Origin of the sequence: Streptomyces sp. NPDC002602, from assembly GCF_042889445.1 — a bacterium.
Taxonomy (GTDB): Bacteria; Actinomycetota; Actinomycetes; order Streptomycetales; family Streptomycetaceae; genus Streptomyces.
The window spans coordinates 16,391-37,573 of the sequence record NZ_JBIAQX010000011.1 but is presented as its reverse complement, the minus strand read 5'-3'; the positions used below and the strand labels follow the sequence as shown (position 1 = coordinate 37,573).

Annotated in this window: 18 protein-coding genes and 1 pseudogene; 5 read left to right on the top strand and 14 right to left on the bottom strand. The window is 70.7% G+C overall.

The window, feature by feature from the left end; all coding sequences use genetic code 11:
- Positions 1-325: 325 nt before the first annotated feature.
- From pyrE to ACFYW3_RS25590, 6 genes are all read right to left on the bottom strand, one after another.
- Complete coding sequence (pyrE, locus tag ACFYW3_RS25615) at positions 326-865, bottom strand: orotate phosphoribosyltransferase (RefSeq protein WP_267797289.1); 540 nt, start codon at positions 863-865, stop codon at positions 326-328.
- Between the two features lie 21 nt (positions 866-886).
- Positions 887-1,675, bottom strand: a complete 789-nt coding sequence (locus ACFYW3_RS25610) for an aldose 1-epimerase (protein WP_389387452.1) — start codon at positions 1,673-1,675, stop codon at positions 887-889.
- 78 nt (positions 1,676-1,753) lie between these two features.
- Positions 1,754-2,674, bottom strand: coding sequence for an SRPBCC family protein (locus tag ACFYW3_RS25605; protein WP_389387451.1), 921 nt, complete (start codon positions 2,672-2,674; stop codon positions 1,754-1,756).
- A gap of 168 nt (positions 2,675-2,842) precedes the next feature.
- The gene (locus ACFYW3_RS25600) at positions 2,843-4,483 is read right to left on the bottom strand and encodes a polyamine aminopropyltransferase (protein ID WP_389387450.1); all 1,641 of its coding nucleotides are present in this window, start codon (positions 4,481-4,483) and stop codon (positions 2,843-2,845) included.
- A gap of 250 nt (positions 4,484-4,733) precedes the next feature.
- Entirely contained in the window at positions 4,734-5,285 is a 552-nt protein-coding gene (locus ACFYW3_RS25595; protein ID WP_389387449.1) for a DUF2617 family protein, read from the bottom strand.
- Positions 5,286-5,583: 298 nt separating this feature from the next.
- Entirely contained in the window at positions 5,584-5,712 is a 129-nt protein-coding gene (locus ACFYW3_RS25590) for a hypothetical protein (RefSeq protein WP_351749597.1), read from the bottom strand.
- Between the two features lie 269 nt (positions 5,713-5,981).
- On the opposite strand from ACFYW3_RS25590, the gene ACFYW3_RS25585 reads away from it, so the two are divergent.
- Positions 5,982-7,166, top strand: coding sequence for a pyridoxal phosphate-dependent aminotransferase (locus ACFYW3_RS25585; RefSeq protein ID WP_351749599.1), 1,185 nt, complete (start codon positions 5,982-5,984; stop codon positions 7,164-7,166).
- A gap of 141 nt (positions 7,167-7,307) precedes the next feature.
- On the opposite strand, the gene ACFYW3_RS25580 is transcribed toward ACFYW3_RS25585, so the two are convergent.
- Positions 7,308-7,850, bottom strand: coding sequence for a YbjN domain-containing protein (locus ACFYW3_RS25580; RefSeq protein ID WP_351749600.1), 543 nt, complete (start codon positions 7,848-7,850; stop codon positions 7,308-7,310).
- 245 nt (positions 7,851-8,095) lie between these two features.
- Positions 8,096-10,696: an ATP-dependent chaperone ClpB gene (clpB, locus tag ACFYW3_RS25575; RefSeq protein ID WP_389387448.1), complete on the bottom strand. Its 2,601-nt coding sequence runs from the start codon at positions 10,694-10,696 to the stop codon at positions 8,096-8,098.
- Between the two features lie 113 nt (positions 10,697-10,809).
- Here clpB and ACFYW3_RS25570 point away from each other — a divergent pair, with 113 nt between their 5' ends.
- Entirely contained in the window at positions 10,810-11,229 is a 420-nt protein-coding gene (locus ACFYW3_RS25570; protein ID WP_053684352.1) for a pyridoxamine 5'-phosphate oxidase family protein, read from the top strand.
- A 252-nt stretch (positions 11,230-11,481) separates the two neighbouring features.
- On the opposite strand, the gene ACFYW3_RS25565 is transcribed toward ACFYW3_RS25570, so the two are convergent.
- On the bottom strand, positions 11,482-11,796 hold the full coding sequence (locus ACFYW3_RS25565; RefSeq protein WP_053684354.1) for a (2Fe-2S)-binding protein: 315 nt from the start codon (positions 11,794-11,796) through the stop codon (positions 11,482-11,484).
- Positions 11,796-12,146, bottom strand: coding sequence for a hypothetical protein (locus tag ACFYW3_RS25560; protein WP_351749604.1), 351 nt, complete (start codon positions 12,144-12,146; stop codon positions 11,796-11,798). Before ACFYW3_RS25560 ends, ACFYW3_RS25565 begins: the two co-directional genes overlap by 1 nt.
- A 237-nt stretch (positions 12,147-12,383) precedes the next feature.
- Between ACFYW3_RS25560 and ACFYW3_RS25555 the strand changes: the two genes are divergently transcribed.
- Positions 12,384-13,445: a helix-turn-helix transcriptional regulator gene (locus tag ACFYW3_RS25555; protein ID WP_389387447.1), complete on the top strand. Its 1,062-nt coding sequence runs from the start codon at positions 12,384-12,386 to the stop codon at positions 13,443-13,445.
- An 82-nt stretch (positions 13,446-13,527) separates the two neighbouring features.
- Here the strand turns inward: ACFYW3_RS25555 and ACFYW3_RS25550 are convergent, their stop codons facing one another.
- Genes ACFYW3_RS25550 through dnaK form a run of 4 tightly spaced genes read right to left on the bottom strand, consistent with a single transcriptional unit; the run spans position 13,528 to position 17,742 of the window.
- A complete protein-coding gene (locus tag ACFYW3_RS25550; protein WP_053684360.1) occupies positions 13,528-13,989 on the bottom strand; it encodes a heat shock protein transcriptional repressor HspR in 462 nt (153 codons plus the stop codon).
- Between the two features lies 1 nt (position 13,990).
- Positions 13,991-15,181 carry a molecular chaperone DnaJ gene (dnaJ, locus tag ACFYW3_RS25545; RefSeq protein ID WP_053684362.1) on the bottom strand — a complete coding sequence of 397 codons (1,191 nt, stop codon included), beginning with the start codon at positions 15,179-15,181 and terminating at the stop codon, positions 13,991-13,993.
- Between the two features lie 39 nt (positions 15,182-15,220).
- Positions 15,221-15,904: a nucleotide exchange factor GrpE gene (gene grpE, locus ACFYW3_RS25540; RefSeq protein ID WP_351372099.1), complete on the bottom strand. Its 684-nt coding sequence runs from the start codon at positions 15,902-15,904 to the stop codon at positions 15,221-15,223.
- Complete coding sequence (gene dnaK, locus ACFYW3_RS25535) at positions 15,904-17,742, bottom strand: molecular chaperone DnaK (RefSeq protein WP_351749608.1); 1,839 nt, start codon at positions 17,740-17,742, stop codon at positions 15,904-15,906. Before dnaK ends, grpE begins: the two co-directional genes overlap by 1 nt.
- Before the next feature lie 235 nt (positions 17,743-17,977).
- Here dnaK and ACFYW3_RS25530 point away from each other — a divergent pair, with 235 nt between their 5' ends.
- Entirely contained in the window at positions 17,978-18,622 is a 645-nt protein-coding gene (locus ACFYW3_RS25530; RefSeq protein WP_389387446.1) for a sugar transferase, read from the top strand.
- A 110-nt stretch (positions 18,623-18,732) separates the two neighbouring features.
- Positions 18,733-20,955: pseudogene (locus ACFYW3_RS25525) on the top strand (heterodisulfide reductase-related iron-sulfur binding cluster); the annotation flags it as partial.
- Positions 20,956-21,183: the final 228 nt, after the last annotated feature.

Here is a 21,183-nt window from a genome sequence, read left to right as displayed (position 1 = left end):
GCTTATTGCGGGCCCTGACCTGGGGGCGACGTCATCGTCGACCCCATCCTTCCAGACTCCGCGCGACACTCCACCCCGCCGTCCACGCCACATGCGAAAACCGGGTGGGACGTTTCACGTGAAACATTCCACCCGGCCTCGAAAGAGCAGGTCAGAGCCCGACCAGGGGCCGTCGGGGACCTTCGCCCCCACTCGGTCGGGCCGGCCGGAAGCCGGTCTCGCCCGACCGTCGGGCCACCTGGTGAGACGGCGACGACCGACCCGGGTCCCCGGAGGGAACCGAAAGGGACGGTCTGAGGGCTGTCCCGCAAATCCGGAGCAGCCCTTAGGAGAGGCCGAGGTCCTCGAGGCGGTATCCGGTGAGGTAGGGCAGCCCCGCCTCGGCGATGGCGTCGGCCGCGCCCCGGTCCACGATGGTGGCGACGGCGACGACCTCGCCGCCGGCCTCGCGGACCGCCTCCACGGCGGTCAGCGGGGAACCACCGGTGGTCGAGGTGTCCTCGACGACCAGGCAGCGCTTGCCCTTGACGTCGGTGCCCTCGATGCGGCGCTGCATGCCGTGAGCCTTCTGCGCCTTGCGCACGACGAAGGCGTCCAGGCACCCGCCGCGCGCGGCGGAGGCGTGCAGCATCGAGGTCGCGACCGGGTCGGCGCCCAGCGTGAGGCCGCCGACGCAGTCGAAGACGAGGTCGGCGGTGAGGTCGAGCATGACCTGACCAACCAGCGGGGCGGCCTCGCCGTCGAGGGTGATCCGGCGGAGGTCGATGTAGTAGTCGGCTTCCCGCCCGGAGGAGAGGGTCACCTTGCCGTGCACGACGGCCTTGTCCTTGATCTGCTGCAGAAGCGCATCCCGTACGTCACTCATGGCGTCGAGCTTAATTGCGCGCTACCCGAGCCGCCGCCACGTCCACGTCGTGGAGATCTCCAGCGGGTCCACGAGCGTGACCAGCCGCGGGAGGGTGTTCAGCCCGTTCGGGGGGCCGGACTGCGGCTCGACGCAGACGGCCTCGGCCTGCTCGTCGTAGACGACCACCCACTCGTCCCGGCTGGTGATCCTCAGCTCCAGCGCGTCGGGCCAGGTGAGGGTGACGTCCACGCCGTCCGGCATCCCGAAGCAGTCGTCCCAGGGACCGGGCTTCGGGTCGACGCGCCGTCCGGTGGGCAGGTGGTCGGCGCCGCGCTCCTCCTGCCAGGCCGCCTCGAAGCCGATCCGGACCTCCGGCCCGTCGGCGGCCAGGGTGCGGTTGAACCACGGGTGCCAGCCCGCCTGGGCCGGGAAGGAGTCCTCGTGCGTCTCCACGCCCAGGGTGAGGGTCAGCGCGTCCTCGCCCAGTTCGAAGATCTGGGTGACCTTGCCGCTGTGCGGCCACGGGTCGCGCAGGTCGTACGCGAAGGCGGCTCGGGTGGCGTCGACGCCTGCCGGCCGCCACGCCGCGTCCCGGCCGAAGCCGTGGATGGCGTGCGGCGGCTGGTTCTGCGGCATCTGGTGGACGGCGCCACCGTCACGGAACCGCCCGTCCTCGATGCGCCCGCACCACGGGACCATCGGGAAGGACCCGTACCGGGGGCCCTGTCGCAGAAGCTCGGTCCCGTCGACGCGCAGACTGCTGATCCGGCAGCCGTTCTCCTGGTCGATCGTCAGCTCGGCGCCGCCGGCGCTCAGTCGCGTACTCATACGGCCGACCCTACGGGTGCCGGACGCCCCACGTGTCCCGGGGCATGCCCCACGTCACACCGCACGCCTCGACGGAATTCAACGGCGGCGGCGCAGCACCCTGCCGACGACCACGGCGGAGGCCACGGCGAGGGCGGCGGCGGGGGCCAACCAGCGCAGGTTCGCCCCGGCCGCGCCGGCGGCGGGGGCCGGGACGGGGGCGTAGCGGCCGCGCGGCGGCGCGTGGTCCACTTCCTCGGCGCTGCGGCCGATCATCGTGCGGCGGGCGTGGGCGGCCTCGGCCGGGGGCCGTGCGGGGCCGCCGACCTCGCCGAACTCGCCTTCCAGGAAGGGATCGAGGGACGGGGGCGGCACATCGGTGTCGAAGACGGACGCGGTGACCCCGCCGTCCTCGGTGGCCTCGGCGCCCTCCGCGTCGTCGGTGGCCTCGGCGCCCTCGGTGTCCGCCTCGAACCCGGCCTCGTCGGCCACGGGATCCGCCTCCTCCGCGTCGGCCGAAGGATCCGTCGGGTCCGTGTCGGCCACCGGAACGGCCCCGGAAGCGGCGTCGGCCACCGGCTCCACGGCGGCGCCGGCCGTGGCGGCGAGCTGCGCGGCGGTGCGGTCCAGCAGCCGCTGTACGGCGGTGGCGGTGGCCTCGGGGGCGAACCCGGCGGCCCGGCCGTCGACGGTCGCCCCGCCGGTGAACTCCAGTCGGGTCCCGTCCCCCTGGGGGGTGAGTCGCAGCAGGAGGGAGAGCTTGACGGTGCCGCTGCCCCGGGCCTCGGTGCCCTCGCCCTCGACGGCGAACCGGTCGGGGTCCCGTTCGGTGACGGTCAGGGAGCCCCGGTAGGTCACGGTGTGTCCGCCGATCCGCGCCTTCAGCCGGCCCGACAGCGGCCCGGTGTCGGTGTCGGCGTCCTGTTGGAACCCGGGTACGCAACGGGCCGTGCGGGCGGGATCACGCAGCACGGCCCGGAGGTCGTCTGCGGGTACCGGAACGAACACCTGATGCTCCATGCGGTCGAGCCTACCGACGAGACCCGCCCGCGCGCCCGATCCGGCGCCAAGTGCCCGATCCCGCGCCAAGTGCCCGGGCCGGTGCCCCGTTCCCGATCCGGCCGGTGGCCCCGAGGCCCGCGGCCGTGTGCCCGGGCCGTGCGCGACCGTACGGAGCCGGCCACAGCACTAGGAATACCTCGGGTGCGGGAGGGTGGAGGGCGGCAGCCCGTCCAGGCGGGTGCGCTCGGCGTCCCGGGTCGCGTCCTGGAGCGCGCGGGTGGACAGCGAGCGCAGCCCCGGCGTGTCACGGTCGACCCGCAGCTCGGGGACGGCGGCGCGGGCGGCGAGGACGAAACCCCAGTCCTGCGGGGGCCCGGCTCCGCCGCCGAGGGTCCGGTCGGGTCCGGCGGCGAAGCCGGTGAGGCGGCCGCCCGCGCTGTAGGGGGCGGTCCGCAGGCCGGCGGCGCGCAGGGTGGTCTCGACGGTCCAGTAGGTGCGTGGCCGACCGGCGAGCGGCCCCGCGTGCACGGCGATCCTGCCGCCGGGGCGCAGGGCCCGCACCGCCAGCCCGTAGAACTCCTGCGAGTACAGCTTCGTGCTGGGGGTGATGCCGGGGTCGGGGAGGTCGGAGACGATCACGTCGAAGCGGTCCCGGCCGCCCCGACCGCGCAGCCAGCGGAACGCGTCCTGCGTGACGACGCCGAGCCGGGGGTCCGCGTACGCCCGCGCGTTGAGCCGCGAGAGCATCGGGTCGGTGCGGGCGAGCCGGACCACTCCCGGGTCGAGTTCGACGACGGTGACGGAGGCGACGTCCGGGTAGCGCAGGACCTCGCGGGCGGCGAGCCCGTCGCCACCGCCGAGGACGAGGACCCGGGTGTGCGGGCCGGTCATCGCGGGGTGCACGAGTGCCTCGTGGTAGCGGTACTCGTCGTAGCCGCTGACCCGCAGCCGCCCGTCGAGGTACAGGTCGAGGGAGCGCGGGGATCCGGTGCGCGGCCCGGTGAGCACGAGTTCCTGCACCCCCGTCTGGACGGCGACCCGCACTTCTCCGCCGTAGACGGCGCGCCGCGCGACCCGCTCGAAGTCGTCGGCGAGGACGGTCGCGGAGGCGAGGACGGCCACGACGGTCACGTTCGCGCCGATCAGCAGCCAGCGGGAGCGTCGGCTGAGGTCGTGGCGGAACAGCCACAGCACGAGTCCGCCGCCGGCGAGCGTGTTGACGGTGCCGGTGAGCAGGGCGCCGGTGAGCTGGCCGAGCAGCGGCAGCAGCAGGAACGGGAAGGCGAGCCCGCCGACCAGGGCGCCCACGTAGTCGGCGGCGAACAGGTCGGCGACGGCGCCGCCCGCGTCCTGTCTGCGGATGCGCTGGATCAGGACCATGAGCAGCGGGATCTCCGCGCCGATGAGCACCCCGATGGTGAAGGAGAACGCGACGAGCGCGGGTCTGGACTCGCCCAGCCAGGCGAAGCTCGCGTACAGGGCCATGGCGGAGAGCCCGCCGATCAGCGCGAGCGCGGCTTCGATGGCGCCGAAGCCGAAGGCGGGCCGGCGCCTGAGCCGTTTGGCGAGGAGCGAGCCGACGCCCATGGCGAAGACCATGACGGACAGCACGATCGACGCCTGGGTGACGGAGTCGCCGATCAGGTAGGAGCCGAGGGCGAGCAGCTCCAGTTCGTACACGAGCCCGCAGGCGGCGCATACGAACACGGTGGCCAGGACGAGGAGCCGGCCGGTCCGGGGCCGTACGGGCAGGGCGGCCGGACGGGTCGCCACGCCCCGTGACTCCGGAGCCGGCAACACCCGGCGCGGGACGGAACGGTCGATCATGAAGCGAACCGTACGTCACCGCCCACTCGCACCCTGTCACCCACATGGGTGCAAGTGGCTTACCGATCCCCCCAGTTGGCGTAACCCGGGCGCAACCACCGGCGCCACAAGGGCCGGTGGGTCGCGGGCCACGAACGCCCTCGACCGACAGGACCCGACAGGAACCGGCAGGACCGACAGACCCCGCAGACCCGGCAGGACGACGGACCCGGCAGGACGACGGACCTCGACGGAGCCCGACCGGGACGACCTACAGCAGCGCGGCCGTCGCCTCGGGGGCGCTCCCGGTCGGCGACCCGGCCCGCATGCCCACCCGGGTACGCGTGGCCACCAACTGCCCTTCCTGCGGGTACGCGTGCCAGGTCCGCCAGCGGACCTGGCCCTCGTGCCGCTGTGCGAGCAGGGCGGTGAACGCGTGCGGGCTTCCCGGGAAGGTTCCGGCGAGTCCGTTCGGGTGATCCGCGACCAGTGCGAGCAGTTCCTGCGCCCGCCCGGCGAACGAGCCGCGCGACAGGGTCTCCACGCGGGCGGCGAACTCGTACTCCCAGTCGCCGACCCGCTTGGCCACGCCGAGCGGCAACGGTGTGCTGCTGCCGGGCATGCAGGCGACGGTCTCCGAACAGAGCACCTCGCCCTCCTCCAAGAGGACCTGGTGGGAGGCCCCGAGCAGGCGCAACTCCACGTTCGCCCCGTCGAGCCGGAGGTTCAGTACGGCCAAGGCGGGCAGCCGCTCCCGACCCAGGGCCCAGGCGAGATCGGCGGCACGCGTGTCGGTATAGGTGGTCTGGAGGGTCGTGAGCATGAGTCGGCTCCGCAAACGCGCGAGGGAGAGGTGGCCGGGGCCCGCCAGCGGTGGTCAACGGGTGGGGGGACACCGGCACGGGTCCACAGGAAGTCCAGGGAGGTCCGAGGACTGGTCTACTCAACCGAGGGAATCATGAAAGGCACGGCACTCACAGCGTTTTTACCCAACTTGACGGGGTTTACATCCCCCCGGGGGCTACACAGTTCACGTGTTCAACAACGTGCCCCCCGTACGCCGTAACAAGCGACCGAACAAGGAGACGCCCGAGGGAAGTTGTCCCCGCTGGGCGTCTCTTTTACTCGGGTCCGGCTCCGGCCGTGTTCGTCAACTGGACCCGCAGCCCCCGCCCCCGCAGGACGAACCGCAGGAAGAGGAGGACGAGCCGCAGGAGGACGACGAACCACAGGAGGATCCGGTCGAACACCCACCAGAGGATCCTCCCCCGGCCCAGTGGCTTCCGCCACTTCGGCGGCGGGCCGAGCCGCCCGCCTTGACGACCGCCCTGACGATCCCCACGACCACGAGCGTGAACACGCCCACTGCGACGAGCACTGTGATCAGCACCATCTCCGGCCCCTCTCTGACACCCCGGTCCCCCGGGGTCCGGGATCCCCGCGTCCTGTGTGCCGGGGAGATTCCCTCAGGCCATCGGCGCCAAAGCACACTTGAGCAACTCCAGAGGTTGCCCGCAGGATGGCCGTCATGAGCGCACCCGCGGCCGGCAGCCGCCCCTTCCTCAACCGCAACCTGGCGGTCTTCGGCACCACGATCTTCGCGGAGATGTCGGCGCTGGCCGCCCGCACCGGATCGATCAACCTCGGTCAGGGCTTTCCCGACACCGACGGTCCCGCCGAGATCGCCGAGGCGGCCGTGCGCGCGATCCGGGACGGCAAGGGGAACCAGTACCCGCCCGGCCCCGGTGTCCCGGAGCTGCGCACCGCCATCGCCCACCACCAGGAGCGGTTCCACGGACTCGCGTTCGACCCCGACACGGAGGTTCTCGTGACGGCGGGCGCGACGGAGGCCATCGCGGCCTCCCTGCTGGCGCTGTTGGAGCCGGGAGACGAGGTCATCGCCCTGGAGCCGTACTACGACTCCTACGCCGCCTGCATCGCCATGGCGGGGGCGGTCCGCGTACCGCTGACCCTGCGCGCGCCGTACTTCCGTCTCGACGTGGACGCACTGCGGGCCGCCGTCACCCCGCGCACGCGCCTGCTGCTGCTGAACACCCCGCACAACCCGACGGGCACGGTGCTGACCCCGGGGGAACTGGCGGCCGTCGCGGAACTCGCGATCGAGCGGGACCTGCTCGTCGTCACCGACGAGGTCTACGAGCACCTGGTGTTCGAGGGCGCCCACGTGCCGCTGGCCTCGCTGCCCGGCATGCGCGAGCGCACGGTGACCATCTCGTCGGCCGGCAAGACGTTCTCGTTCACCGGTTGGAAGGTCGGCTGGGTCACCGCCCCGCCCGCCCTGACGGCGGCGGTCCGCTCCGCGAAGCAGTTCCTGACGTACGTCGCCTCAGGCCCGTTCCAGTACGCGATCGCGGAGGCCCTGGCGCTTCCGGACTCCTACTACGACACGTTCCGCGCGGACCTCGCCGCCAAGCGCGACATCCTCGCGGACGGCCTGACGGCGGCCGGCTTCGAGGTCTACCGGCCCCAGGGCACCTACTTCATCACAACCGACATCAGCCCCCTCGGGGAGAAGGACGGGCTCGCCTTCTGCCGCGCCCTGCCCGAGCGCTGCGGTGTGGTCGCCATCCCCAACCAGGTCTTCTACGACGACCGCGCCGCCGGTGCCACCCAGGTCCGCTGGGCGTTCTGCAAGCGGGAGGACGTCCTGCGCGACGCCGTCGACCGCCTCGGGCGCCTGTAGGACCCCCGTCGCGGCCCTCCCCGGGGGAACGCGAGAGCCCGGGCGCGCCGGGGTCGTGGGGACCTCCGGTGTCGTCCGGGCTCTCGTGCGGCCTCGGGGCGTACCTGCTCCCCGGGGCGCGCGTGGCGCTGTGCGAGGCGACTAGTTGCTGTCGTCGCCCTTGTCTTCCCCACCCTCGGCGGAGTCGACGTCCTTCTCGAGGCCGAGCTGCTCGACGAGCCACTTGTCGAACTCGATCGAGGCGCGGACCCAGCTGACCGTGGAGGACACGAAGTGCTCCAGGCTGACGCCGGTGCCGATCAGCATCTGCGCCTCACCGATCAGGCGGACCGAGCCGTCGTCGTGCGTGTGGCTGTAGACCTTGGGCCACAGGGTGCGACGGTTCCAGTCGTCGATCGTCTCCAGGAGCTGCGGCTTGTCCTCGATGTCGTGCGGGCGGTCGTAGAAGGTCCGCACCGAGAAGACCTGCTGCTCGTCCTCGCCGCGGAACATGAAGTACGTGCGGAACTCCTCCCACGGCGCCGCGAGGTCACCCTCGTCGTCGACGACGTACTTGAGCTCCATCTGTTCCAGCAGCTGCTTGACCAGATCCTGGTCGGGGACGACGGGGCCCGCCGGTCCTGTGGCCTGCGGATCGGGCTGCTGCCCTCCGAAGTTCGGAATCGAGGCCGGGTCGATGCTCACCGTGTACTTCCCTTCGTGCGGATGAACCACATCCTCCACCATCGGTCCCACCCCGTGTCCAGCCCCGCACGCCCGATCCGCTCCGGGCGGACACGAGTAGGACTCAGGTAAGGGGGACGCGTCCCCACACGACCCGGCGCGAGGCCGTTCGTGGTGGGGGCGGCGGGGGCACGGGGCCTTCGGCCCCCACCGCCCAGGGTACGACCGGCGGGGCCGCCTGGGCGGGTGGGCTCGAAGGAGACGGCCTAGAGGACCTTGCCGACCAGCAGGTCTTCCCCGGCCACGGCCACCCGTACGGTGTCGCCGTCCCTGACCTCGCCGGACAGGATCTCCTTCGCGAGGCGGTCCCCGATGGCCGTCTGGATCAGCCGGCGCAGGGGTCGGGCGCCGTACGCCGGGTCGTTGCCCTTGTCCGCCAGCCAGGCCAGCGCCTCGGGGGTGACGTCCAGGGTGAGGCGGCGGGCGGCGAGCCGCTTGGCGAGGCGGTCGATCTGGAGCTGCGCGATGTGGGCCAGCTCGTCCCTGCTCAGGGCCGAGAAGACCACCAGGTCGTCGAGACGGTTGAGGAACTCCGGCTTGAAGGAGGCCCGGACCACGTCCAGGACCCGCGCCTTCTTGTCCTCCTCGGAGGTCGCCGGGTCGACCAGGAACTGGCTGCCCAGGTTGGACGTCAGGACCAGGATCGCGTTGCGGAAGTCCACGGTGCGGCCCTGGCCGTCCGTGAGGCGGCCGTCGTCGAGGACCTGGAGCAGGACGTCGAAGACCTCGGGGTGCGCCTTCTCCACCTCGTCGAGCAGGACGACGCTGTACGGGCGGCGCCGGACGGCCTCGGTGAGCTGGCCGCCCTCCTCGTACCCGACGTAGCCGGGTGGGGCGCCGACCAGACGGGCCACGCTGTGCTTCTCGCCGTACTCCGACATGTCGATGCGGACCATGGCCCGCTCGTCGTCGAAGAGGAAGTCCGCGAGCGCCTTGGCCAGCTCCGTCTTGCCGACGCCCGTCGGGCCCAGGAAGAGGAACGAGCCGGTCGGGCGGTCGGGGTCGGCGATGCCGGCGCGGGTGCGGCGCACCGCGTCGGAGACGGCCCGTACGGCCTCGGACTGGCCGATCAGGCGGCGGCCCAGTTCCTCCTCCATGCGCAGGAGCTTCTGGGTCTCGCCCTCCAGGAGCCGGCCGGCGGGGATGCCGGTCCAGGCGCCCACCACGTCCGCGATGTCGTCGGGGCCGACCTCGTCCTTGACCATGCTGTCCTTGGAGGTCCCCGCCTTGGTGGCCTCTTCCTCGGCCTCGGTGGCCTCCGCCAGCTCGCGCTCCAGCGTCGGGATCTCCCCGTAGAGCAACTGGGAGGCGGTGTCGAAGTCGCCGTCGCGCTGGGCGCGCTCGGCCTGCCCGCGCAGGTCGTCGAGGCGTTCCTTGAGTTCGCCGACGCGGTTGAGGGACTGCTTCTCCTTCTCCCAGCGGGCGGTGAGGCCCCGCAGGTCCTCCTCCTTGTCGGCGAGGTCCTTGCGGATCTTCTCCAGCCGTTCGAGGGAGGCCGGGTCGGACTCGTTCTTCAGTGCCAGTTCCTCCATGCGCAGCCGGTCCACGGAGCGCTGGAGCTCGTCGATCTCCAGCGGGGAGGAGTCGATCTCCATGCGGAGCCGGGACGCGGCCTCGTCGACGAGGTCGATGGCCTTGTCGGGCAGGAAGCGGGAGGTGATGTACCGGTCGGAGAGGGTGGCCGCCGCGACCAGGGCGCTGTCGTTGATGACCACCTTGTGGTGGGCCTCGTAGCGGCCCTTGAGCCCGCGCAGGATCGCGATGGTGTCCTCGACGGTCGGCTCCGCCACCAGCACCTGCTGGAAGCGGCGCTCCAGCGCCGGGTCCTTCTCGATCCGCTCGCGGTACTCGTCGAGGGTGGTCGCGCCGACCATGCGCAGCTCGCCGCGGGCCAGCATGGGCTTGAGCATGTTGCCCGCGTCCATGGCGGAGTCCCCGCCGGCGCCCGCGCCGACGACGGTGTGGAGCTCGTCGATGAAGGTGATGATCTGGCCGTCGCTGGACTTGATCTCCGCGAGGACCGTCTTCAGCCGCTCCTCGAACTCGCCGCGGTACTTGGCGCCCGCGACCATCGCGCCGAGGTCGAGGGAGACCAGCCGCTTGTTCTTCAGCGATTCGGGGACGTCGCCCTTGACGATGCGCTGGGCGAGGCCCTCGACGACGGCGGTCTTGCCGACGCCGGGCTCGCCGATGAGGACCGGGTTGTTCTTGGTGCGGCGCGACAGGACCTGGACGACCCGCCGGATCTCCTGGTCGCGGCCGATGACCGGGTCGAGCTTGCCCTCGCGGGCCGCCGCCGTGAAATCGGTGCCGAACTTCTCCAGGGCCTTGTACTGGCCCTCGGGGTCGGGGCTGGTCACCCGGCGTCCTCCTCGTGCTTCCTCGAATGCGGCCAACAGCTTCCTGGCCGTCGCGCCCTGGGTGGAAAGGAGCTCGCCGGCCGCGCCGCCCTTGGCGGCGAGGGCGATGAGCAGGTGTTCGGTGGAAAGGTAGTCGTCTCCGAGCTTCCCGGCCGTCTCGTCGGCGTCGGCGAGTACGGCGAGCAGCTCGCGGGTGGGCTGCGGGGGTGCGACGGTGGAACCCGTGACCCTGGGCAGGGCGGCCAGCAGGCGTTCCGCGCCGGCGCGGACCTCGACCTGGTCGGCGTCGGCCGCGGCGAGCAGGTCGGTGACGTTCTCGTTGTCCTCGCCGGCGAGCAGGGCCAGCAGCAGGTGCGCGGGGGTCAGATCCGGGTGGCCGTCCTTGACGGCCCTGTGGGTGGCGGCGTTCAGCGCGTCCCGGCTCTTGTTGGTCAGCTCGGCTTCCACTGCGGCTACTCCTCTCCGTCGCGATACAGGGGCATGACACGTATAGCGTGCATAAAGTTGAGTCTATTCCACTCAAGGCCGTGTGTGGCGCGGCATCTCGTACTCTTCGGGCCATGCCTGGTTCGAAGACACCCCAAGACGTACTCAACCCGACGCCGGAGTACCTCGCCTTCTGGCGGGAGCGGCACGTCTGCACCCTGACCACCCCGCGGCCCGACGGCAGCCCGCACGTGGTACCGGTCGGCGTGACGTACGACCCCGAGGCGGGGCTGGCCCGGGTGATCAGCAACCGGCACAGCAAGAAGATCCGCAACGTCCTGGCGGCCCCGGACGCGACGGCGCGGGTCGCGGTCTGCCAGATGGAGGGCCGGCGCTGGGCCACCCTGGAGGGCCGCGCGGTGATCCGCACGGACGAGGCCTCGGTGGCGGAGGCGGTGGCGCGCTACGCGGAGCGCTACGGGCGGACGCCCTCGCCGAACCCGGACCGGGTGGTCATGGAGATCACCCTGGACCGCGCGATGGGGCGCGGCTGACGCCCGGGCCGACACGGGCGCGGGCGCGGCCGGGCACCGGCGCGTGCGCGGCGGCTGGCGTGAGGTCGGACGCGGCGGCTGACGTCGCGTGCGCGGCGGCTGACGTGGGGACGGACGCGAAACTGACCGATTTGTTTGTCCGGTTCAACCACTGGACGCGGACAGCACAACGGCGCCATCGTGGTCAGGTCCACGATGGCGCCGTTGTGTGGGGGTAGTGCCTGAGCGATCTGCAACGACGGGGGAATCGCTTCAGGCACTTCGGGGGGTGGCGGCGGTGATGTCGGGTTCGAAGAGTTGGTGGTCCCGCTGGTCGAGATTGACGAAAACCATGCCGTACCGCACTTCGCAGCGGACGGGCTGCGGTGCGCCCCGGGGGCGGCGCAGACAGCGGTAGGCGCGGACGTCTTCGTCCTCCTCGCGCGCGACGACGATCGGCTGGCCGAACAGGGTGACCATCAACGAATCGCCGGCGTGGGGGATCGCGGTGGCGAGGTCGATGAACTGCCACCCGGACCGGTACGCCGAAGCCATCTCGCGTCGGAAGTCTCGGTCGTCGGGGGTCATCAGACGGCCATCGCAGGCAGAGCGGTCCGGCCCGAGTCCGACGCGCCGGAGGGCGCGCTGGTCCAGCCGCTGTCAGACGAGCCCGAGGGGGCACTGGTCCAGCCGGAGTCACCGACCTGGATCCGGGTCCACCCGCTGTCCGCCTTGCCGGACGGACCGTTGGTCCAGCCCGAGTCGACGGCCGGCAGCACGGTCCAGCCAGAGTCCGCCTTGCGGGTCGGGCCGTTGGTCCAGCCGGAGTCACCGGCCGGCAGCACGGTCCAGCCGCTGTCCGCCTTGCCGGTCGGACCGTTGGTCCAGCCGGAGTCACCGGCCGGCAGCACGGTCCAGCCGCTGTCCGCCTTGCCCACCGGCGCGCCGGTCCAACCACTGTTGCCGGTCAGAGCGGTGCCCCCCGCGTCGCTTTCGACGGCACCGACTACCCCAAAGACCGCAACAGCGGAGAAACCAACGGCAAGCGCCGAGCGAAGCATTCTCTTATACATGGTCGGCTTCGTCCTCACTTGATGGAATCCTCTCCCCCGCCACACAGACGATGGCTCATTCAGGCACGTCAATGCCACAGGGACGATGCATCATGTTCTTGCATGTTCAGGACCCTGGGGGGTGGAGATTTGCCCAAAAGTGCGACAAACCCGACTCATCCCCACTCCGTCACGTCCCTGTGCCCCGAGGGAACGCGGCTGTACACGGCTGCGCTCAGCGCCGGCCGGATCGCCCGGAGCGAGGTTCAGCAGGCCCCCTGCCTGCTTGAATTCTCCCTGGTGCAGCCTGACCCGGATGACGCGAACCAGCTCCGCCCGGTTCCCCCGTCCGTCGCACTGGCGCAACGGCTGCATCCGATTGAACGCGAGATCCAGGACAGACGACGTACGGCTGTAGATCTCACCGATGCTTTCGAGCCGTTTCTGACCATCAGTGCGCAGAACCCGGCGAACACCCACGCCATCACCGTCCTGGAGGGTTTCGAGCGGATCAACGCCGCGTTGGACCTGGCGACGGCCGAATGCCACACGGAGATGCTGACCATCCAGCCGGGCGGTGCGCGGCCCTCCCTGGCCCTCACACAGGCCCTGGAACGGGACGCCCCGCTGATCGACCGGGGCATCAGCATCAGGACGCTGTACCAGCACACCGCGCGGCACAGCCAGGGCACGCTGGCGTACGTGGACCGGATCTCCGCGGGGAAGGTGGAGATCCGCACGCTGGAGGAGCTCATCGAGCGACTCATCGTCTTCGACCGCACGGTGGCCTTCATCCCGGTCAGCGACGACCGGAAGGTGGCGCTGGAGCTGCGGCACCCGGGGCTCGTCGACTACCTCATCAAGGTGTTCGAGCAGCTCTGGCGGCGTGCCGTGCCCCTGAGCGAGGAAGTCACCTACACCCACATGCACGACGGCATCACCGGCGTGCAGCGATCCATCGCGCAACTCCTGGTCGAGGGGCACGTGGACGAGGCCATAGCCCGCCGGCTGGGAATGAACGTACGAACCTGCCGTGCGCACATCGCCCGGCTGGCCACGGCCCTGGGCAGCGGCAGCCGGGCGCAGCTCGGCTTCCTGATCGCCCAGTCCGGCATCCTGCACAGCTCGGCCCCGCACCTCCCGGAGGACGAGGCCGACCACGGCGGCCACGCCAACCACCTGTAGCGACGCGGAAGGCCCCGCCCGGAGATCCGGGCGGGGCCTTCGCGCGCTGAACGGCGGTGTCGCGTGCCGGTGTCGGGCGGCGTCAGTCCATCGGGCGCTTGGGGCGCCAGACGACCAGGGCGCTGCCCGGCTGCGGCGGCTGGTACGGGACCAGGTCGCGCCGGTACGAGGCGTGCACCTGGGCCTCGCGGGCCTGGAGCGCGGCGGCCGCGCCGTCCACGGCCGTGGACAGTTCGGCCACGCGCTGTTGGAGGGCGGCGACCTGGTTCTCCAGTTCGATGATCCGCTTGATGCCGGCCAGGTTGATGCCCTCGTCCTGGGACAGCGCCTGCACCGTGCGGAGCAGCTCGATGTCCCTGGCCGAATATCGACGTCCGCGGCCGGCCGTCCGGTCCGGGGAGACCAGACCGAGACGGTCGTACTGACGCAGGGTCTGCGGATGCAGTCCCGAGAGCTGAGCGGCCACCGAAATCACGTAGACCGGGGTCTCATCAGTGAGCTGATAAGCCCCGCCCAACCGGGACTGTCTGCGGCGGCCGTCCATGTCATGCTCCCTTCGCGGACTCGAACAGCGCGGCGCGCGGGTCCTGCGACTCCGTCGCGTCGCGGAACATCTCCAGGGCTTCACGGGCCTTGTCGGACAGCTCCGAGGGCACCTCGACCTCCACCGTCACGAGCAGGTCGCCGCGGGTGCCGTCCTTGCGGACCGCGCCCTTGCCGCGGGCCCGCATCGTACGCCCGTTCGGGGTACCGGGGGGAAGCTTCAGGGTCACCGGGGGGCCGCCCAGGGTCGGGACCTTGATGTCGGCGCCCAGGGCGGCCTCGGCGAACGTCACCGGGACGGTCACCGTGAGGTTGTCGTCCCGCCGGCCGAACACCGGGTGCCCGTCGACGTGGACGACGACGTACAGGTCGCCGCCCGGGCCGCCGCGCTCGCCCGGGGCCCCCTTGCCGCGCAGTCGGATCCGCTGGCCGTCGGAGACGCCCGCCGGGATCCGGACCTGCATGGTCCGGGAACTGCGGGCCCGTCCGCTGCCCTTGCAGATGTCACAGGGGGTCTCGGCGATCAGACCGCGCCCCTTGCAGTCGGCGCAGGGGTCGGTCAGGGAGAAACCGCCACCGCTGCCCCGCGAGACCTGACCGGTGCCGACGCAGGTCGGGCACACCCGAGGGGTGCCGTTCTTGTCGCCGGTACCGGAGCAGGCCTTGCAGGGCGACTGCGAGGACATCCGGAGCGGGACGGTCGCGCCGTCCACGGCCTCCGTGAACGACAGCGTGACCTCGGACTCGATGTCCTGGCCGCGTCGCGGCTGGGTACGGGGTCCCGTACCCGGGCCGGCGCCACCGCGGTTGAACAGGCCGCCGAAGACGTCGCCCAGGCCGCCGCCGAAGCCGCCCGCCGCGCCGCCACCGCCCTGCGGCTGGCCTCCGAAGAGGTCGCCGAGGTCGAAGTTGAACGAGCCGCCGCCCCCGCCCGGACCGGGGCGGAAGCCCCCGTTGCCGAACAGGGCGCGGGCCTCGTCGTACTCCTTGCGCTTCTTGGCGTCACCGAGGATGTCGTTCGCCTCGGAGATCTCCTTGAAGCGCTCCTCGGCCGAGGCGTCGCCCTTGTTGGCGTCCGGGTGGAACTCGCGGGCGAGCTTCCGGTACGCCTTCTTGATCTCGGCCTCGGTGGCGTCCTTCGGGACACCGAGGACCTTGTAGTAGTCCTTCTCGACGAAGTCCTTCGTGCTCATCCCCGGTGGCCCTCCTCTCGTGCGGCTACATGGTGGACGTCAGCCCTTGTCGGGGGCATCCGCGTCCTTGTCAGACGGCGTGTCGCCGTCCGCGGACTCGGACTTGGCGGCCGGGGCCGCCCCGGGCTGGGGCTCGGCCACCGCGACCCGCGCGGGGCGGATCGTGCGCTCGCCGATCCGGTAACCCGGCTGCAGGATCGCCACGCAGGTGTCCTCGGTGACATCCGGCGCGTACGAGTGCATCAGGGCCTCGTGGATCGTCGGGTCGAAGGGCTCGCCCTCCTTGCCGAACTGCTGCAGCCCCATCTTGGCGGCGGCGGTCTCCAGCGATTCGGCCACCGACTTGAAGCCGCCGACCAGTTCGCCATGCTCCCGTGCCCGGCCGATGTCGTCCAGGGTCGGGAGGAGTTCCGTCAGGAGGGACGCGACCGCGATCTCCTTGACGGCGATCCGGTCCCGCTCCACCCGGCGGCGGTAGTTCTGGTACTCGGCCTGGAGCCGCTGGAGGTCCGCGGTGCGCTCACCGAGCGCGGTACGGGCCTGGTCCAGCTGCGCCAGGAGGGCCGTTTCCTGGCCGACGGCCTGAGTGTCCGAGTCCCCGGCCGGGGCCGCCTTCTCCTCCGGGGAGGAGTCGGCGGCCTTCGGCTCGGCGGCGGCGTCGTCCGCGTCGGCGCCGGTGGGGACTTCAGGCTTCTCGTCGAAACCCGGGGTCTCCTCCGACATCAGGCAGCGCCACCCTTCGGCTTCTCGTCGTCCACGATCTCGGCGTCGACGACGTCGTCGTCGGCCTTGGCCTGGTCGGCGTCACCGGTCGGCGCGCCACCGGCCTGCGCGTCGGCGTAGATGGCCTGGCCGAGCTTCTGGCTGACCGCGGCGAGCTTCTCGGTCGCGGTGCGGATCTCCGCGGCGTCCTCGCCCTTGAGCTTTTCCTTCAGCTCGGTGACGGAGGCCTCGACCTCGGCCTTGACGTCGGCCGGGACCTTGTCCTCGTTGTCCTTGACGAACTTCTCCGTCTGGTAGACGAGCTGCTCGCCCTGGTTGCGGGACTCGGCCGCCTCCTTGCGACGCAGGTCCTCGTCCGCGTACTGCTCCGCCTCCTGGCGCATGCGGTCGACCTCGTCCTTGCCGAGCGAGGAGCCGCCGGTGACGGTCATCTTCTGCTCCTTGCCCGTGCCAAGGTCCTTGGCCGTGACGTGCATGATGCCGTTCGCGTCGATGTCGAAGGAGACCTCGATCTGCGGGACGCCACGCGGGGCCGGCGGCAGGCCGGTCAGCTCGAACATGCCGAGCTTCTTGTTGTACGCCGCGATCTCGCGCTCGCCCTGGTAGACCTGGATCTGCACGGACGGCTGGTTGTCCTCGGCCGTCGTGAAGATCTCGGACCGCTTGGTCGGGATCGTGGTGTTGCGCTCGATGAGCTTGGTCATGATGCCGCCCTTGGTTTCGATACCGAGGGACAGCGGGGTCACGTCGAGGAGCAGGACGTCCTTGACCTCACCCTTGAGCACGCCCGCCTGGAGGGTCGCGCCGATGGCGACGACCTCGTCCGGGTTGACGCCCTTGTTGGCGTCCTGACCGCCGGTGAGCTCCTTGACGAGCTCGGCGACGGCCGGCATGCGGGTGGAGCCGCCGACCAGGACCACGTGGTCGATCTCGGACAGGTTGATGCCCGCGTCCTTGATGACGTTGTGGAACGGGGTCTTGCAGCGGTCCAGCAGGTCCGCGGTCAGCTGCTGGAACTGCGAGCGCGTGAGCTTCTCGTCCAGGTGCAGCGGGCCCTCGGCGGACGCCGTGATGTACGGCAGGTTGATCGTGGTCTCCGTGGAGGAGGACAGCTCGATCTTCGCCTTCTCGGCGGCCTCGCGCAGACGCTGGAGCGCCATCTTGTCCTTGGACAGGTCGACGCCGTGGCCGTTCTGGAACTGCTTCACCAGGTAGTCGACGACGCGCTGGTCCCAGTCGTCGCCACCGAGGTGGTTGTCACCGTTGGTGGCCTTGACCTCGACGACACCGTCGCCGATCTCGAGGAGCGACACGTCGAAGGTGCCGCCACCGAGGTCGAAGACGAGAATGGTCTGGTCGTCCTTGTCGAGACCGTAGGCCAGGGCGGCGGCCGTCGGCTCGTTGACGATGCGCAGGACGTTCAGACCCGCGATCTCGCCGGCTTCCTTCGTCGCCTGACGCTCGGAGTCGTTGAAGTAGGCCGGGACGGTGATGACCGCGTCCGTGACCTTCTCGCCCAGGTACGCCTCGGCGTCGCGCTTCAGCTTCTGCAGGATGAAGGCGCTCATCTGCTGCGGGTTGAAGTCCTTGCCATCCAGGTTGATCTTCCAGTCAGTGCCCATGTGGCGCTTGACGGAACGGATGGTCCGGTCCACGTTCGTGACCGCCTGGCGCTTGGCCACCTCTCCGACGAGGACCTCACCGTTCTTGGCGAAGGCGACGACGGACGGCGTGGTCCTGGCGCCCTCGGCGTTGGTGATGACGGTGGGCTCGCCGCCTTCCAGAACGCTGACGACGGAGTTAGTGGTGCCCAGGTCGATGCCGACCGCACGTGCCATTTCGATTCCTCCAGCTGACTTGAGTGGAACAGGCTCAACCATGCACCATCGTCCGCGCCGACGTCAACAGAGCTGAGTCGAGGGCGCTCAACTTTTATCCCGCCCTTACGCTCATCAGGGCCGCGACACGCCGCCGGGGCCCGCCCCGTCCGCCACACAGCCGAGCGGGCGACCCTCCGGCCGCCACCCCGCGCGGCATCCGGGGGCCGCCGAACGCGTGGGGCACCGTGCCCCCATGCGCTCGCAACCACCCCCGCCGCGCCCACCCCGGACGTTCCGCCTGCCCACCCTGCCGAAGCCGAACCCGACCGCCCCACCGGACCCGCCGAACCCGACCGCCCCGCCGAACCCGACGGCCCCGCCGAGGCCCCGCCCGACCGCCCTCACCCGCCCCGACCTGTCCGCCAAGCGGGTGCTCGACCTCGTCGGCGCGCTGATCCTGCTCGGGGTGTTCGCCCTGCCGCTGCTCGCCGCCGCGGGGCTGCTGTACGCGGGCCGGCGCGGGGTCCTCGTACGGGAACCCGCGCTCGGGCGGGGCGGTCGGGAGTTTCGGACCTGGCGGCTGCGGACGCGGGACACCGGTCGGCCGGGCGTGGCGGTGGAGCGATGCGGCCTGGACGCACTGCCGCAACTGCTGAACGTGCTGCGGGGCGAGATGTCACTGGTCGGGCCGCGCCCCGAGGCGGGCACCGACCGGCCCGAGCGGCTCTTCGTACGCCCCGGAATGACCGGATTGTGGCAAGTCAGCGCGCGCTCCGACCTCCCCTGGGAGGAGAAGGCCCTGCTGGACCGGCACTATGTGGAGAGCCATTGGCTGGGGATGGATCTCGCGATCCTCGCGCAGACACCTCGGGCTGCCTGCCTACAGAGGCATGCCTGAGCGACACAGATCACCGCTCGCTCACCTACATTGCGGCGCGGGAACTGGGTAACCTCAAGCCTTGACTCAATAAGTTACCGCTTAGTAAGTCCCGCCCGAGGAGCCCTCCCATGCAACTCGCCGCGATCATCGTGTCGCTGGTCCTGACCGTGGTCGGCGTCGCGCTGCTCGCCCGAGCCGTGGCCCAGATCTACCGGTTCGTGAAACTCGGCCAACCCGTGCCGGCGGGCAGCCGCACGGACGACCCGAAAGCACGAACGATCACCCTGGTCAGGGAGTTCCTCGGCCACAGCCGGATGAACCGCTGGGGCATCGTCGGATTCGCCCACTGGTTCGTCGCCATCGGCTTCCTGACGCTGCCTCCGACCCTGGCGCAGGCCTACGGCCAGCTCTTCCAGGCCGACTGGACGCTGCCCATCATCGGCGGCTTCCTGCCGTTCGAGCTGTACATCGAGTTCATCGGCGTGATGACGATCCTCGGCATCCTCGTTCTGATGGGCATCCGCCTGGTCAACCTTCCCTCGCGGGCGGGTCGCAAGTCGCGCTTCACGGGCTCGAAGGCCTGGCAGGCGTACTTCGTCGAGTACATCATCCTGACCATCGGCCTCGCGATCCTGACGCTGCGCGGCCTCGAGGGTGCGATCCACCACGTCGACCACTACGAGCCGGCGTACTTCCTGTCGTACCCGCTGGTGCTGGCCTTCAAGGGCCTCTCGGTCGACACGCTCCAGACGCTCATCTACTTCACCGCGATGATCAAGATCGGCACCTCGCTGATCTGGATGATCGTCGTCTCGCTCAACACCAACATGGGCGTGGCCTGGCACCGCTTCCTCGGCTTCCCGAACATCTGGTTCAAGCGGAACGCCGACGGCGCGGTCGCGCTCGGCGAGCTCAAGCCGATGACGAGCGGCGGCAAGGAGATCGACTTCGAGGACCCGGGCGAGGACGACGTCTTCGGCGTCTCCCAGGTCGAGCAGTTCTCCTGGAAGGGCATCCTCGACTTCTCCACGTGCACCGAGTGCGGTCGCTGCCAGTCGCAGTGCCCCGCCTGGAACACCGGCAAGCCGCTGTCCCCGAAGCTCCTGATCATGTCGCTGCGCGACCACGCGCACGCCAAGGCCCCGTACCTGCTCGCCGGTGGCGGCAAGGACATGGAGGGCAACGAGAAGGCGACGGCGGAGCAGCTCAAGGACGTTCCGGCGGCCGCCATCGCGGAGGCCGAGCGCCCCCTGATCGGCACCGCCGAGGAGAACGGCGTCATCGACCCGGACGTGCTGTGGTCCTGCACCACGTGCGGCGCGTGCGTCGAGCAGTGCCCGGTCGACATCGAGCACATCGACCACATCGTCGACATGCGGCGCTACCAGGTGATGATCGAGAGCGCGTTCCCGTCGGAGGCGGGCACGATGCTCAAGAACCTGGAGAAGAAGGGCAACCCCTGGGGCCTCGCGAAGAAGCAGCGCGTCGAGTGGACCAAGGAGGTGGACTTCGAGGTCCCGATCATCGGCAAGGACGCGGAGGACCTCTCCGAGTACGACTACCTCTACTGGGTCGGCTGCGCCGGCGCCCTGGAGGACCGGGCGAAGAAGACCACCAAGGCCTTCGCCGAGCTGCTGAACATGGCGGGCGTCAAGTTCGCGATCATGGGCGGCGACGAGAAGTGCACCGGTGACTCCCCGCGCCGCCTGGGCAACGAGCCGCTGTTCCAGCAGCTCGCCCAGGAGAACGTGGCCATGCTCAACATGGCCTTCGGCGAGGACGACGAGGACGAGTCCACGAAGAAGCCGAAGTCGGCGAAGCGGATCGTCTCCACCTGCCCGCACTGCTTCAACACCATCGCGAACGAGTACCCGCAGTTGGGCGGCGAGTACGAGGTCATCCACCACACGCAGCTGCTCCAGCACCTGCTCGACGAGGGCCGGCTGACGCCGGTCACGCCGGTGGACGGCCTGATCACCTACCACGACCCCTGCTACCTGGGCCGGCACAACAAGGTCTACACGCCGCCGCGCGAGATCATGTCGGCCGTTCCGGGGCTGCGGCAGCAGGAGATGCACCGCCACAAGGAGCGGGGCTTCTGCTGTGGCGCCGGTGGCGCGCGGATGTGGATGGAGGAGCGCATCGGCAAGCGCATCAACAACGAGCGTGTCGACGAGGCCCTGTCCCTGAACCCGGACATCGTGTCGACGGCGTGCCCGTTCTGCCTGGTGATGCTGACCGACTCGGTGAACGGCAAGAAGAACGACGGCCAGGCGAAGGAATCCGTCCAGGTCGTCGACGTGGCGCAGTTGCTGCTGGAATCGGTGAAGGCACCGGGCCCGACGGCGGAGGAACTCGCGGCGGAGGCGCTGGCCGCGGAGGAGGCGGAAGCCGCCGCGAAGGCCGCCGCCGAGGCGGAGGCGAAGGCGAAGGCCGCCGCGAAGGCCGAGGCGGAGTCCAAGGCGAAGGCCGAGGCCGCCGCAAAGGCCGAGGCGGAGACCAAGGCGAAGGCCGAGGCGGAAGCCGAGGCCAAGGCGAAGGCCGAGGCGGAAGCCGAGGCCAAGGCGAAGGCCGACGAG

Coding starts and splice junctions, on each gene's coding strand:
- pyrE (WP_267797289.1), bottom strand. CDS start 865: ATGAGTGACGTACGGGATGCGCTTCTGCAGCAGATCAAGGACAAGGCC.
- ACFYW3_RS25610 (WP_389387452.1), bottom strand. CDS start 1,675: ATGAGTACGCGACTGAGCGCCGGCGGCGCCGAGCTGACGATCGACCAG.
- ACFYW3_RS25605 (WP_389387451.1), bottom strand. CDS start 2,674: ATGGAGCATCAGGTGTTCGTTCCGGTACCCGCAGACGACCTCCGGGCC.
- ACFYW3_RS25600 (WP_389387450.1), bottom strand. CDS start 4,483: ATGATCGACCGTTCCGTCCCGCGCCGGGTGTTGCCGGCTCCGGAGTCA.
- ACFYW3_RS25595 (WP_389387449.1), bottom strand. CDS start 5,285: ATGCTCACGACCCTCCAGACCACCTATACCGACACGCGTGCCGCCGAT.
- ACFYW3_RS25585 (WP_351749599.1), top strand. CDS start 5,982: ATGGCCGTCATGAGCGCACCCGCGGCCGGCAGCCGCCCCTTCCTCAAC.
- ACFYW3_RS25570 (WP_053684352.1), top strand. CDS start 10,810: ATGCCTGGTTCGAAGACACCCCAAGACGTACTCAACCCGACGCCGGAG.
- ACFYW3_RS25565 (WP_053684354.1), bottom strand. CDS start 11,796: ATGACCCCCGACGACCGAGACTTCCGACGCGAGATGGCTTCGGCGTAC.
- ACFYW3_RS25555 (WP_389387447.1), top strand. CDS start 12,384: ATGTTCAGGACCCTGGGGGGTGGAGATTTGCCCAAAAGTGCGACAAAC.
- ACFYW3_RS25550 (WP_053684360.1), bottom strand. CDS start 13,989: ATGGACGGCCGCCGCAGACAGTCCCGGTTGGGCGGGGCTTATCAGCTC.
- dnaJ (WP_053684362.1), bottom strand. CDS start 15,181: ATGAGCACGAAGGACTTCGTCGAGAAGGACTACTACAAGGTCCTCGGT.
- grpE (WP_351372099.1), bottom strand. CDS start 15,904: ATGTCGGAGGAGACCCCGGGTTTCGACGAGAAGCCTGAAGTCCCCACC.
- dnaK (WP_351749608.1), bottom strand. CDS start 17,742: ATGGCACGTGCGGTCGGCATCGACCTGGGCACCACTAACTCCGTCGTC.
- ACFYW3_RS25530 (WP_389387446.1), top strand. CDS start 17,978: ATGCGCTCGCAACCACCCCCGCCGCGCCCACCCCGGACGTTCCGCCTG.